The following is a 13864-nucleotide window of genomic DNA, read 5'->3' as shown; positions in this document are numbered from 1 at the left end:
GCCCTCACTGTTTTTCTACGCATTCGCCTGGAGCGCCCGATGACCCAGCCTACGACCTCTTTCAACCTGCGCAGCGGCCCCGATGCCAACGGCCTGTTTGGCGCGTTCGGCGGCCGCTACGTGGCCGAAACGCTGATGCCGTTGATCCTTGATCTGGCCCGTGAATACGAAGTGGCGAAGGAAGATCCTGCGTTCATTGAGGAACTGGCCTATTTCCAACGGGATTATGTCGGTCGTCCGAGCCCGCTGTATTTCGCCGAGCGCCTGACCGAGTACTGCGGCGGCGCGAAGATCTACCTCAAGCGTGAAGAGCTGAACCACACCGGCGCCCACAAGATCAACAACTGCATCGGCCAGATCCTGCTGGCGCGGCGCATGGGCAAAAAACGCATCATCGCCGAGACCGGCGCTGGCATGCACGGCGTGGCGACTGCCACCGTGGCTGCGCGTTTTGGCCTTGAGTGTGTGATCTATATGGGCACCACCGACATCGAGCGCCAGCAGGCCAACGTGTTCCGGATGAAACTGCTCGGCGCCGAAGTGATCCCGGTGGTTGCTGGCACCGGCACCCTCAAGGATGCGATGAATGAGGCGCTGCGCGATTGGGTGACCAACGTCGACAGCACCTTCTATCTGATCGGCACCGTGGCCGGGCCGCACCCTTACCCAGCGATGGTCCGCGATTTCCAGGCGGTGATCGGCAAGGAAACCCGCGATCAGTTGCAAGCCCAGGAAGGCCGGCTGCCGGATAGCCTGGTGGCATGCATCGGTGGCGGCTCCAACGCCATGGGCCTGTTCCATCCGTTCCTGGATGACAAGAGCGTCGACATCATCGGCGTTGAAGCGGCTGGTTATGGCATCGAGACCGGCAAGCACGCCGCGAGCCTGAACGGTGGCGTTCCGGGTGTGCTGCACGGTAACCGTACGTTCCTGCTGCAGGACGACGACGGTCAGATCATCGACGCCCATTCCATATCCGCAGGTCTCGATTATCCGGGGATCGGTCCGGAACACGCCTGGTTGCATGACATCGGTCGGGTCCAGTACACCTCGGTCACCGACGCCGAAGCTTTGGAAGCTTTCCATAAATGCTGCCGTCTTGAAGGGATCATTCCTGCGCTGGAAAGCGCCCACGCCTTGGCTGAAGTGTTCAAGCGCGCACCGAACCTGCCCAAGGATCACCTGATGGTGGTCAACCTGTCCGGCCGCGGCGACAAAGACATGCAAACCGTAATGCACCATATGGAACAGTCCCAGCAGGAGAAACATTGATGAGCCGCCTGCAAACCCGTTTTGCCGAACTCAAGGAACAGAACCGCGCCGCGCTGGTGACCTTTGTCACCGCCGGTGATCCGGACTACGACACTTCGCTGGCGATCCTCAAGGGCCTGCCTGGCGCCGGCGCGGACGTGATCGAGCTGGGCATGCCGTTCACCGATCCGATGGCTGACGGCCCGGCAATCCAGCTGGCGAATATCCGCGCCCTGGGGGCCCAGCAGAACCTGGCGAAAACCCTGCAGATGGTGCGTGAGTTCCGCAAGGACAACACCGAGACACCGCTGGTATTGATGGGGTATTTCAACCCGATCCATCGTTATGGTGTGCAGCGTTTCATCGGCGAGGCGCTGGACTCCGGCGTCGATGGCCTGATCGTGGTGGACATGCCGCCCGAGCACAACAGCGAACTGTGCGAACCGGCCCAGGCTGTCGGCCTGGACTTTATCCGCCTGACTACGCCAACCACTGACGACGTGCGCTTGCCTACCGTGCTCAACGGCAGTTCCGGCTTTGTCTACTACGTGTCAGTTGCCGGTGTGACCGGTGCCGGCGCCGCAACGCTGGAACATGTGGAAGAGGCCGTGGCGCGTTTGCGTCGCCATACCGATCTGCCGATCAGTATCGGTTTCGGTATCCGCACGCCTGAACAGGCGGCAGCTATCGCGCGGCTGGCCGATGGGGTAGTGGTTGGCTCGGCGCTGATCGACCATATCGCCCGTGCCGACACGTCGGAGCAGGCGATCGATGGCGTGTTGAGCTTGTGTGCTGCCTTGGCTGACGGCGTGCGCAAGGCGCGTCTGGGCTGATTCCAGGTTCGGTTTGCAGCAACAAAAAAAGGGGTTCAGAACTGGGTTCTGAGCCCCTTTTTAAAGTTTCATCCAAACGGGTCAGGGCAACTCCAACCCGCCCCCTGCCTTGTGCAGCTTGCGCAGATGTTCGCCGATCACCTTCACGTTGGCCTCGCTTGCAGCAATTTCAGCTGCGCGGCTCGGCTCCAGCAACGCGCGAACCTCCTTATCCAGGTCGCCTGTGAGCGTTTGCAGTTGCTTCTGGCGCAGGCTGCTTTCCGATTCCAGTCGTTGCCACTCGCTGGGTTGCGGCAGACCATAGCCGCCGCTGCCCAGCAATTCGGCCGGGCGGCTCAGGAAACCGCTGTTGGCGAGAATCTGCTGCAGCGTCGCGTTTGCCCGTTCCATACCGCCGTTCTGCAATTCGCGGGCATTGAGGTAGCGCTGCTTGACCTCATCCTGAGCCAGCAGCAATTGCCGGCGGAAACTCGCCTGCTCCAATAGAAGCAGCGCCGCGCTGGTGCGCAGGTCTGCCTGCTCGAACCAGGCGCGGCGTTCAGTGGCGTCCAGGGCCAGCCAGTCTTCTACGGTTTGCTGTTTGATGGGCAGATGCTTTTTCAGGACTTCGAACATTGCCTGGTAGCGGTCGCGGAACGAGTCAAAACGGTAACCGAGGCGCAGTGCCTCCTTGGGATCATCCAGTACGCTGGTATCCGCCAGGCCTCGACCCTTGAGGATTTCCAGCAAGCCGTTGGGCATGATGCTGTCCAGGCCTTTGAGCTGCTCGTTGTTACTGCCGCTGCGCAGCAGCTTCAGGCTTTCAACTGCGCAGTTATTGGAGAGGAAATAGTAGTTTCCGTCGTAGCTCCAATGCATTTCGGCGGCACGTTCGACGGTCTCCTCGATCTCGGCACGAGACAAGTTCAGCGGAACTGATGCCAGGCTGCGCAGTTCAGTCTTGGTGTATTCATCGATTACCTGGGCCAGCGGCAGCACAAACAGGCGCGATGGGTATTTGCCCACCAGTCCGTCCCAGCTCGACAGCTGTACATCACCTACAAACGCACGGTAAGACAACACCAGATGCTGATCCAGGTCCAACCGGCAATCCGGCCCACGTGGTCGGCCCGGCGCGCAGATCACCAGCCGGAGCATGCTGTGGCCCCAGCGACTGACCCAGTTCTGGTTGGCTTCGGCCAGCAGGTAATCGATGGCGTAGACGCGCTCCGGATCGACCTTGCCCAGCGGCGTCTTGGCAAAATCATTGCCGGCGTTGAGAAAAGCGAAGGACTGGGCGCAGGTGTCCTTGGCGGCAGGCGCCCAGCCGAAGTGTTCCTGATAATAGCGATACAGGGCGGGGCGCCGGCATGCATAGCTCGGGTCCAGGAGGAAATACTCCATGTTCACCGCGACGAACTCCTTGGGACTGCTCGTCTCGTAGAGGTCCGGGCTGCGGGCGACCTGGCGGTTATGCTGTTCCCGTTCGCCGCGGCGGCCGACGTATTGCGGCCAACCGGCCAAGTCGAGCAAGCGTGGATCATCGCTGAGGGTGAAGCGGCGGTCGTTCTCGCCCCGGCATTCATCCTGGAGCCCGATCAATCCTGCACTGCTGTTGCGTCGAGTACAGCGCTGGATCAGCGCACGTTCGGCATCCGGCCATAGACGCGAGCGATCATAGATATGAGTCAGTTCGTGGAGGACCGTGGCGAGCATCTCTCGCCGCACCGTGCCGTGCGGCCGCTGGGTCTTTTGCCTGGCGGCGCTGCCGTCGGTGAGGCTGTCGAGCAGGTTACGGTTGAGGTCCAGCTGTGACACCAGCGAAGCCTGGCCGTAGGCGTTTTCCGGCATCTGGTCGGTCCAGCCGACATCGATGCGCCGGTCCAATCGCTCGATGAAGCGCGGAGGTAATGCTTGCATGGCTTCATCGAGCAATGCCTGACTGGCCTGCTGTTGCGCCGGGCTCAAGCCGTCGCTATTGAGGTGTAGCTGCAGGCCGGCCTGGGCAGTGCTGCCGATAAGCAGCACGACCCCGGCCGTCAGCCAGGCGGCGAGTCGCCTCACAATGCGAGGATGGCTTCGGCGAGAACCTGATCACTGGCGTCGCGAGCTTCCGGTACGCGGGTACGCAAGGTTTCGAAAGCGGCCTCGAGATGAGCGCCACGAATTTCGCCGTTGCTGGCGACGAAGCTGGCCGCGTCATCGTGGGCTTCACGGACGACTTTCGAATCACGGATGGAGGTAGTGGTGTCAGAGGTGAAATCGATCGAGCGCTGGGAAGCGCGAACGATGATGTTACTGGTGGCTACCAAGGTATGTGCCTGGGCCACATCGGCCAACACCAGCAGGCCAAGGGCGGCAGCAATCAGCGGGCTACGCATGGAACGACTCCGAAAAGAAAAAACAGATAGCTATTGGACGAGAATTGCCTGTGCCAGTTCAAGGTCGCTGGCGTGAAGTTTTGGCTGGCTCCGGCGCAGGTAAGCCAAGGCCGATTCCAACTGTGCGCCTCGCAACTGTCCATCGCTGGCAATGAATGTTGCGGCGTCATCGCGAGCGGCGACGACCAGTTTATTGTCGAAGGGCGCCGAGGTCACGAGGCTTGTGGCATAAGCGCTGGCCACCAGCTGTTGGGTGGACACGTCAAAGGCTTGGGCCGGAACAGACCAGCAGAAAGCTGCGAAGAAAAAGGCTCGGTACAGATTTGAAAAACGCATGGGACTCGACAGTTGTTGGCGAGCCTGAAGGCTAGCGCAAACCGGCGGGCCAGAGCCAGCGCTGAAACATCGGAACACCTCTGGGTGTCCGATGTTTCATGTTGCATCAAATAACCAGGATGGCCTGTGCCAACTGCGCATCGGTGGCGTTGAGCTGGGGAGCCTGCTGGCGAATGAAATCCAGCGCGCTTTCCAGCTTCACCCCACGGATGGCCCCTTCGCTAGCCACGAAGCTGGCGGCATCATCACGGGCAGCTTGAACAATCTTGTTGTCCCGCAGTGAAGAGGTGGCGTCGGAGGTTACGTCGGAAGTGGCTTTTAGTGCGCCGACGATGGAGTCAGTCGTGACGATAAAGCTGCTGGCGTTGGAATGGGCGGCTACGGCCAGCAGGACAGCTGTGCTGAGCAGGCGAAGACGGATCATGATGTAACTCCTTGATGATGAAGGATGCCGGTGCGTGTAGCTGTTAAGGAAGAGACGCAGATTCGACTCGCTTCGCCACGTCAGGATCGATATTAGGACAGAACGCGGCGGCTGACAGCTACAGAACAATAATAAGGCGAGCAGTTTGAACTGTACCTGTCATAGTTGAAAATTTTAAAACTGTTCAGTTTCAGTAAAAATTCAACCCTGGCCTCATAAACGACGAGACCCGTCGTGGTTTCCCACGACGGGTCTCGTTTATTCAATTCGATGCTGGCGATGGACCCGGTGGGTCAGGGCCAGCGACGCTGAGTTAGCGCCAGAACGGCTTGCTCAGCTCTTCGTAGCGTTGTGCTTCGCTGATACCGGCGTCAGCCAGCAGACGCGAATCCAGACGAGCCAGTTGATGGCGGCTGGCAATGCGGCGCTGCCACAACATCAGGTTGGCAATAACGCGAAGAGGCAGGGAAGCCTGGTTTTTTTCAGCTTTGTCTTCGAAAAACAGCTCGGAACTGAGTGTACGTTCCATGGTTGACATCCTTCCGCTTGTGGCGGGATCAGGTAGTGGTTTGACTGGTGCCCATGATCCTCTCGTTTGGCCAGTCTCTCTAGATACAGTTCACTTGTATTGTGAGAGACCAGTTAACTGTTAAAGCGCGGTGTACTGGTCGATATTGAGGCGACTGTACCTATCTGCACAATTTAGGTGCATTTTAGGCTGTTCTTCCCGGTTTTGTAGGAGTGGGGTGTAAGAAATCACCCGTACAGTAGTACAGTTTTATACGGCGACTGTCCCTGCCGTAAGCATTCACCGAAACTGTTATTGCTGTATCGCTAGGCCAGCTGTATCAAATCGCCAACATGCGTCCGGTTTCCTCGAGGTTGAGGTGCCAACTGAGCGCATCCTTCAGGATATGCGGCGTATGTCCGCCCAGCTTACAAGCGGCTTCAAAATAGTCGCTGAGCGCCTGGCGATAGATAGGGTGTACGCAGTTGTCGATGATGACCCTCGCTCGCTCCCGTGGTGCGAGCCCCCGCAGGTCGGCCAGGCCGACCTCTGTTACCAGGATGTCGACATCGTGCTCGGTATGGTCCACATGGCTGACCATCGGCACGACGCTGGAAATGGCACCGCCCTTGGCGATGGATTTGGTAACGAACACCGCCAGGTGCGCATTCCGGGCGAAGTCGCCTGATCCGCCAATGCCGTTCATCATCCGCGTGCCGCACACATGGGTTGAGTTGACGTTGCCGTACAGATCGAATTCCAACGCTGTGTTGATGCCGATGATGCCCAGGCGGCGCACAACTTCTGGATGGTTGGAGATTTCCTGCGGGCGCAGGACCAACTTGTCCTTGTACCTTTCCAGGTTGCCGAAGACATCGGCATTGCGTCGAGCCGACAAGGTGATGGAACTGCCAGAAGCGAAACTCAGCTTGCCCGCATCGATCAGGTCGAAGGTCGAGTCCTGCAGCACCTCGGAATACATGGTCAGTTCTTCGAACGGGGAATCGATCAAACCGCACATCACGGCGTTGGCGATATTACCGATTCCGGCCTGCAAGGGGCCGAGCTTGTTGGTCATCCGTCCGGCTGCCACCTCTTGCTTGAAAAAATCGACCAAGTGATCGGCAATAGCCTGTGTATCGCTGTCAGGTGGCAGGACGGTGGAGGGTGAGTCCGCTTGATGGGTGATGACAATGGCGGCAATTTTTTCCGCGGGGATTGAAATGGCAGGGCTACCGATGCGGTCCTCGACCTTCACCAGGGGAATGGGTGTGCGGGTTGGGCGGTAGCTCGGGATATAGATGTCGTGGAGCCCTTCCAGATTCGGGTTGTGGGCCATATTGATCTCGACGATCACTTGTCTGGCGAAAATCGCAAAACTGGCCGAATTGCCCACTGATGTGGTGGGCACGATATGACCTTGTTCGGTAATAGCCACGGCTTCGATCACGGCGATATCGGGCAGCTTGAGCTGCGCGTTGCGCATCTGTTCAACGGTCTCCGATAGATGCTGGTCGATGAACATGACCTCGCCAGCGTTGATGGCCTTGCGCAGGGTGCTGTCCACCTGGAAGGGCATGCGTCGCGCGAGCACGCCTGCCTCCGTGAGCTCCTTATCGAGATCGTTGCCCAGGCTCGCTCCGGTCATCAGGCTGATTTTCAACGGCATGAGCTTGGCCCGTTCGGCCAGTGCATGAGGTACCGCCTTGGCTTCTCCGGCGCGGGTGAAGCCACTCATGCCAACGGTCATCCCGTCCTCAATCAGCAAGGCTGCCTCGGCAGCGCTCATCACTTTGTCCAACAACGAAGGCAGGCGGATGCGGTCACGGTACATGGATGGTTGTCTCGGGCAGGAAGCAGGATGCGCAGTGTAGAGAATTCGCGCCGTGCCCGAGCCGCTACAAAAGTCGCATTTGAGGCGTCTATTACGGGCGTTTCAGGCAAAACATCATTACCGTATCGGTAACTTTCAGCCTTGATACAAATCAAAACGCCCCGACAAGTCGGGGCGTTTTGATAACACTGCGGAGCTTATTCCACGGCCTTGACCATGTCCTCAATGACCTTCTTGGCGTCGCCGAACACCATCATGGTCTTGTCGAGGTAGAACAGCTCGTTGTCCAGGCCGGCATAGCCGCTGGCCATCGAGCGCTTGTTGACGATGATGGTCTTGGCCTTGAACGCTTCGAGGATCGGCATGCCGGCGATCGGCGACTTGGGATCGTTCTTCGCCGCCGGGTTGACCACATCGTTGGCGCCCAGCACCAGCACCACGTCGGCCTGGCCGAACTCGGAGTTGATGTCCTCCATCTCGAACACCTGGTCGTAAGGTACTTCGGCCTCGGCCAGCAGGACGTTCATGTGCCCGGGCATGCGACCGGCCACCGGGTGGATCGCATATTTGACGGTCACGCCATGGTGGGTCAGCTTCTCGGTCAGCTCTTTCAACGCATGCTGCGCCCGTGCCACCGCCAGGCCGTAGCCCGGCACGATGATCACTGTGTCGGCGTTGGTCAGCAGGAAGGTCGCGTCATCTGCCGAACCGGATTTCACCGGGCGGGCTTCTTTCGAGCCTGCCGGGCCAGCCGCATCTGCGGCGTTGCCGAAGCCACCGAGCAGCACGTTGAAGAACGAACGGTTCATCGCCTTGCACATGATGTAAGACAGGATCGCACCGCTCGAACCTACCAGGGAGCCGGCAATGATCAGCATCGAGTTGTTCAGCGAGAAGCCGATACCGGCGGCCGCCCAGCCCGAATAACTGTTGAGCATCGAGACCACCACCGGCATGTCCGCGCCGCCGATCGGGATGATGATCAGCACACCCAGCACGAAGGCCAAGGCCAACATCAAGGCGAACGCGCCGAGGTTGCCGGTGAACATGAAGGTCAGGCCCAGGCCCAGCGTTGCCAGGCCCAGGATCAGGTTGAGCTTGTGCTGGCCACCAAACTGTACCGGTGCGCCCTGGAACAGGCGGAACTTGTACTTGCCCGACAACTTGCCGAAAGCGATCACCGAACCGGAGAAGGTGATTGCACCGATGGCCGCGCCGAGGAACAGCTCCAGACGGTTACCGGCCGGGATCGAATCGCCCAGTTGCTTGACGATACCCAGCGATTGCGGCTCGACTACCGCCGCGATGGCAATGAACACCGCCGCCAGGCCGATCATGCTGTGCATGAACGCTACCAGCTCCGGCATCTTGGTCATCTCGACGCGCTTGGCCATGATCGAGCCGGCGGTACCACCAACCAGCAGGCCGACGATGACGTAGCCAATGCCGGCAGTGGCCAGCTCTGCCCCCAGCTTATAGATGAGACCCACGGTAGTGAGCACTGCCAGCGCCATGCCGAGCATGCCGAACAGGTTGCCTCGGCGGGAGGTGGTGGGATGCGAAAGGCCTTTGAGGGCCTGGATGAAACAGATCGACGCAATCAGGTAGAGCGTCGTTACCAGGTTCATGCTCATTACTTGGGCGCCTCTTCTTTTACGGCTTTCGGGGCTTTTTTCTTGAACATCTCAAGCATGCGGCGCGTCACCAGGAAGCCGCCGAACACGTTGACCGCGGCCAGGGCCACGGCGAGGGTGCCCATGGTCTTGCCCAGCGGCGTTACAGTCAGGGCGGCGGCGAGCATGGCGCCGACAATCACGATTGCCGAGATGGCGTTGGTCACCGCCATCAACGGCGTGTGCAGCGCGGGTGTAACGTTCCAGACCACGTGGTAACCGACATAAATCGCCAGCACGAAGATGATCAGGTTGTAGATACCGGGGGAGATAAGCTCTTCCATTGTCTGAATCCCTGCTTAAGCGTTTTTGCGGATGACCTGGCCGTCGCGGCACATCAGGCACGCGGCGACGATGTCGTCTTCCAGGTTCACGTCGAACTGACCTTCCTTGGTGAAGACCAGCTTCAGGAAGTCCAACAGGTTGCGGGCGTACAACGCCGAAGCATCGGCCGCGACTTCACCGGCCAGGTTGGTCGGGCCGCAAATGGTCACGCCGTTTTCGACCACCACCTGATCGGCCACGGTCAGCGGACAGTTACCGCCCTGTGCTGCTGCGAGGTCGATGACCACCGAGCCCGGTTTCATCTGCGCGACGGTTTCGGCGCTCAGCAAAGTCGGTGCCTTGCGGCCCGGAATCAATGCGGTGGTGATGACGATGTCCGCCTGCTTGGCGCGCTCGTGCACGGCTTGGGCCTGGCGCTGCATCCAGCTGGCAGGCATGGGCCGGGCGTAACCACCCACGCCGACGGCGCATTCACGCTCTTCGTCGGTCTCGTAAGGCACGTCGACGAACTTGGCGCCGAGGGATTCGATTTGCTCTTTCACTGCGGGACGCACGTCCGATGCCTCGATCACAGCGCCCAGGCGCTTGGCCGTGGCAATCGCCTGGAGTCCGGCCACGCCCGCGCCGAGAATCAGCACGCGCGCCGCTTTCACGGTGCCTGCGGCGGTCATCAGCATCGGCATGAAGCGCGGATAGTGATGGGCGGCCAGCAACACGGCTTTATAGCCGGCGATATTCGCTTGAGACGACAGCACGTCCAGGCTTTGAGCGCGGGAGGTACGCGGCGCGGCCTCAAGGGCGAATGCGGTGATGCCGCGTTCGGCCAGCTTGGCGATGGTTTCGTTGTTGAACGGGTTGAGCATGCCCACCAGAACGGTGCCGCTCTTGATCAGCGTCAGCTCGCTGTCGCTGGGGGCGACCACCTTGAGGATCAGTTCGGCCCCGAATGCATCACTGGCGCTGCCAATGGTTGCGCCCGCTGCCTCATAGGCACTGTCAATAACGCTGGCCTTGATGCCGGCGCCGCTTTCAACAGTGACTTTATGGCCTTGGCCGACCAGCTTCTTGATGGTTTCCGGGGTAGCAGCAACCCGTGTTTCACCCGTCTGGGTTTCGAGAGGAACACCAATGTGCACGTCAAATCTCCTGCGTGATCTTATTGAGTAAACCCAGGCACTTCGGATGGTGCGACTGGGGCGGCCGATCAGCACGATCCCGCCTGACCAGGCGGGGCGCGGCATTTTGCAGGCGAATATTCAGCCCTTCAAGGGATTATGACGGGTGACGTAAATATAACTACAAGTCACCCTGTGACCGAATGTCGCAACTGGCGAGGTAAAGGTCGCTAAACCCAGACAAATCAAGGGATAACGGTAATTACGATTCTTTTTGCATCGGTCAGATGAATGGAGCGATATGACTCGCTCGATATGGCTTAAAGCCACGTGTTTCAACGGTTCTAGGACGTTTGTGCCGATATGATCACAGTTTGGTTAAATGCGACAAATAGTTATATCTGTAGTGCTTAATATAGTATTACTACTTATTTACACGGTCCGTTTTTCCTTATTTTTCAACATCATAGTTTCTAGCTTCGGTGACCAGCCAATCGCGAAATGCCCGCAGCGAGGCCGATTCCACCTTCCGTTCCGGGATCATCAGGTAATACGCCTTGAGGCTCGACAGGGCATTGGGGTTGGCAATGACCAGGCGCTTCTCCGCCAGTTCGCGCTGGATCAGGAAGGGCGGGATCAAGGCAACACCCATATCGTGCATGGCGGCTTGGGCAAGCATGGAGAATAGTTCATAGCGCGGACCTGTCAGGTCGCGCGCGATATTAAGGTCTTGTGAGTTGAACCACTGGCGCCACGCGTATGGGCGGGTTGTCTGCTGGAGCAGGGGGAGCTCGGCGATTGCCTCTGGCGTCAGAGTTTTGCGGTTGCCCAGCAAGGAGGGGCTGCATACCGGCAACGGCTTTTCCCCCATTAATTTGTGAGATTCGGTGCCGGACCAGTCCGCGTCGCCGAAGTAGATGGCTGCATCGAAATCCGTATCGGCGAACAGGAAAGGGCGCGTGCGGTTGGTGAGATTGACCGTCACCTCAGGGTGCTGCTGCTGGAAATCCTTGAGGCGTGGCAGCAGCCATTGAGTGCCGAAGGTGGGCACGACGGCGAGTTCGATAACGTTCGCGCCGGTGTGCCCCATCACTGAAAGGGTATCGCGCTCGACGGCATCCAGTTGCGTGGCGATTCGACGGCTATATGAAAGCCCCGCTTCAGTCAGCTTGACGCCGCGTCTTGAGCGTCGGAAAAGCTCCACGCCAAGGAAGTCCTCCAGGCTGGCAATCTGTCGGCAGATAGCGCCTTGGGTGAGAGAGAGCTCCAGTGCCGCCTTGGTGAAGCTTTCGTGGCGTGCGGCAGCCTCGAAGCTGATCAGGGCGGCGGTGCTTGGGATTTTACGACGCATATACGCAAGCCTCACTCGTTATCCGCACAACAGCGGTCTTTGGCGTTTACCGAGTGAGAAATTAGCACAACAACATGCCGAATCCTCGTTTGCTCTTGTGGGAAACCGGGCCTAGGATCAGTCCACGATTTTCCATTTGATTGGCGAGGACTTTTTCATGGCCAGTAAGGCGAGCTTCAGCTGGATCGATCCCTTGTTGCTGGACCAGCAACTCACCGAAGAAGAACGCATGATTCGTGACACTGCCGAGCAGTTCGCTCAGCAGAAGCTGGCGCCGCGCGTACTGGAGGCGTTCCGTCATGAAAAGACTGACCCGGCGATCTTTCGTGAAATGGGCGAAGTGGGCCTCCTGGGCGCCACCATTCCCGAGCAATACGGCGGCAGCGGCCTGAATTACGTCAGCTACGGCCTCATCGCCAGGGAAGTGGAGCGTGTGGACTCCGGCTACCGGTCGATGATGAGCGTGCAGTCCTCACTGGTCATGGTGCCGATCAACGAATTCGGCACCGAGGCGCAGAAACAGAAGTATCTGCCGAAGCTGGCTTCAGGCGAATGGATAGGCTGCTTTGGCCTGACCGAGCCGAACCATGGTTCCGACCCGGGCGCGATGATCACTCGGGCGCGCAAGGTTGAAGGCGGCTACAGCTTGACCGGCAGCAAGATGTGGATCACCAACAGTCCGATCGCGGATGTGTTTGTCGTTTGGGCGAAGGACGACGCCGGCGATATCCGAGGCTTCGTGCTGGAGAAGGGCTGGAAGGGCCTGACTGCTCCGGCGATTCACGGCAAGGTCGGGCTGCGTGCTTCGATTACCGGCGAGATCGTCATGGACAGCGTATTCGTGCCGGAAGAAAACATCTTTCCGGACGTGCGTGGCTTGAAAGGGCCGTTCACCTGTCTGAACTCGGCTCGCTACGGCATTTCCTGGGGCGCCCTGGGGGCTGCCGAGTTTTGCTGGCACACCGCCCGTCAATACACGCTCGACCGGCAGCAGTTCGGTCGCCCGTTGGCTGCCAATCAATTGATCCAGAAGAAACTGGCCGATATGCAGACTGAAATCACCCTCGCGCTTCAAGGATGTCTGCGTCTTGGGCGTATGAAAGATGAAGGCACGGCTGCGGTAGAGATTACCTCGATCATGAAGCGCAACTCTTGCGGTAAGTCCCTGGATATTGCACGCATGGCGCGGGACATGCTGGGCGGCAATGGCATCTCCGACGAGTTCGGCATTGCTCGTCATTTAGTGAACCTTGAGGTGGTGAACACCTACGAGGGTACGCACGATGTTCATGCGTTGATCCTTGGCCGCGCGCAAACCGGCATTCAAGCGTTCTATTAATAGGGGAACGGCCATGGGCGCGCTTTCGCATCTGCGGGTGTTGGATTTATCGAGGGTTCTGGCTGGGCCTTGGGCCGGGCAGATCCTCGCGGACCTGGGGGCGGAGGTCATAAAGGTCGAGCGTCCGGGTAACGGTGACGATACGCGTGCCTGGGGGCCGCCCTTTCTGAAAGACGCCTATGGCGAGAATACGACCGAGGCGGCTTATTACCTGTCGGCCAATCGCAACAAGCAATCGGTCACGATTGATTTCACGCGCCCCGAAGGGCAAAAGCTGATCCGGGAACTGGCGGCCAAGTCCGACATCCTGATCGAGAATTTCAAGGTGGGTGGCCTTGCGGCCTATGGTCTGGATTACGACTCGCTAAAAGCAATCAACCCGGAACTGATCTATTGCTCCATCACCGGGTTTGGTCAAACGGGCCCTTACGCCAAGCGTGCCGGTTACGACTTCATGATCCAAGGGTTGGGCGGCTTGATGAGTCTGACTGGCCGGCCGGAAGGGGATGAGGGGGCAGGGCCGGTGAAGGTCGGTGTTGCGCTGACCGATATCCT

General features: G+C 59.2%; 14 protein-coding genes (1 of these 14 running past the window's edge). 4 read left to right on the top strand and 10 right to left on the bottom strand.

What is annotated here, in order from left to right:
- Positions 1–39 precede the first annotated feature (39 nt).
- The gene (gene trpB / locus J3P84_RS26825) at positions 40–1272 is read left to right on the top strand and encodes a tryptophan synthase subunit beta (RefSeq protein WP_305497651.1); all 1233 of its coding nucleotides are present in this window, start codon (positions 40–42) and stop codon (positions 1270–1272) included.
- Positions 1272–2084 (top strand): tryptophan synthase subunit alpha, encoded by an 813-nt coding sequence (trpA, locus tag J3P84_RS26820; RefSeq protein ID WP_434626712.1) that lies wholly within the window; start codon positions 1272–1274, stop codon positions 2082–2084. Before trpB ends, trpA begins: the two co-directional genes overlap by 1 nt.
- A gap of 81 nt (positions 2085–2165) precedes the next feature.
- Here the strand turns inward: trpA and J3P84_RS26815 are convergent, their stop codons facing one another.
- From J3P84_RS26815 to J3P84_RS26770, 10 genes are all read right to left on the bottom strand, one after another.
- Positions 2166–4127, bottom strand: coding sequence for a DUF4105 domain-containing protein (locus J3P84_RS26815; protein WP_434626709.1), 1962 nt, complete (start codon positions 4125–4127; stop codon positions 2166–2168).
- Positions 4124–4444, bottom strand: coding sequence for a DUF2388 domain-containing protein (locus J3P84_RS26810; protein WP_434626705.1), 321 nt, complete (start codon positions 4442–4444; stop codon positions 4124–4126). Before J3P84_RS26810 ends, J3P84_RS26815 begins: the two co-directional genes overlap by 4 nt.
- Positions 4445–4474: 30 nt before the next feature.
- Positions 4475–4780 (bottom strand): DUF2388 domain-containing protein, encoded by a 306-nt coding sequence (locus J3P84_RS26805; protein ID WP_434626702.1) that lies wholly within the window; start codon positions 4778–4780, stop codon positions 4475–4477.
- Between the two features lie 106 nt (positions 4781–4886).
- Entirely contained in the window at positions 4887–5204 is a 318-nt protein-coding gene (locus tag J3P84_RS26800; RefSeq protein WP_305497647.1) for a DUF2388 domain-containing protein, read from the bottom strand.
- A 313-nt stretch (positions 5205–5517) separates the two neighbouring features.
- Positions 5518–5733 carry a DUF1127 domain-containing protein gene (locus tag J3P84_RS26795; protein ID WP_003187014.1) on the bottom strand — a complete coding sequence of 72 codons (216 nt, stop codon included), beginning with the start codon at positions 5731–5733 and terminating at the stop codon, positions 5518–5520.
- Between the two features lie 319 nt (positions 5734–6052).
- Positions 6053–7546 (bottom strand): acetyl-CoA hydrolase/transferase family protein, encoded by a 1494-nt coding sequence (locus tag J3P84_RS26790; protein ID WP_434626698.1) that lies wholly within the window; start codon positions 7544–7546, stop codon positions 6053–6055.
- A 197-nt stretch (positions 7547–7743) separates the two neighbouring features.
- On the bottom strand, positions 7744–9180 hold the full coding sequence (locus J3P84_RS26785) for an NAD(P)(+) transhydrogenase (Re/Si-specific) subunit beta (protein ID WP_305497645.1): 1437 nt from the start codon (positions 9178–9180) through the stop codon (positions 7744–7746).
- Positions 9180–9503, bottom strand: a complete 324-nt coding sequence (locus J3P84_RS26780; protein WP_003187010.1) for an NAD(P) transhydrogenase subunit alpha — start codon at positions 9501–9503, stop codon at positions 9180–9182. The genes J3P84_RS26785 and J3P84_RS26780 overlap by 1 nt, the downstream gene beginning before the upstream one ends.
- A gap of 15 nt (positions 9504–9518) precedes the next feature.
- Positions 9519–10640: a Re/Si-specific NAD(P)(+) transhydrogenase subunit alpha gene (locus tag J3P84_RS26775; protein WP_434626696.1), complete on the bottom strand. Its 1122-nt coding sequence runs from the start codon at positions 10638–10640 to the stop codon at positions 9519–9521.
- Between the two features lie 430 nt (positions 10641–11070).
- Positions 11071–11970 (bottom strand): LysR family transcriptional regulator, encoded by a 900-nt coding sequence (locus tag J3P84_RS26770; RefSeq protein WP_434626694.1) that lies wholly within the window; start codon positions 11968–11970, stop codon positions 11071–11073.
- A gap of 157 nt (positions 11971–12127) precedes the next feature.
- Between J3P84_RS26770 and J3P84_RS26765 the strand changes: the two genes are divergently transcribed.
- Both J3P84_RS26765 and J3P84_RS26760 read left to right on the top strand, forming a co-directional pair.
- On the top strand, positions 12128–13309 hold the full coding sequence (locus J3P84_RS26765; protein WP_434626692.1) for an acyl-CoA dehydrogenase: 1182 nt from the start codon (positions 12128–12130) through the stop codon (positions 13307–13309).
- A gap of 13 nt (positions 13310–13322) precedes the next feature.
- A protein-coding gene (locus J3P84_RS26760; protein WP_434626690.1) for a CaiB/BaiF CoA transferase family protein crosses the window boundary here: on the top strand, positions 13323–13864 show its 5' end (the start). Its footprint extends 679 nt past the window's final position; 542 of the gene's 1221 nt are visible here — the first part of the coding sequence; it begins with the start codon at positions 13323–13325; the stop codon falls past the right edge of the window.

The sequence above is a fragment of the Pseudomonas sp. Z1-29 genome (assembly GCF_051131995.1).
GTDB lineage: Bacteria > Pseudomonadota > Gammaproteobacteria > Pseudomonadales > Pseudomonadaceae > Aquipseudomonas.
This window is presented reverse-complemented; position numbering and strand designations above follow the sequence as displayed.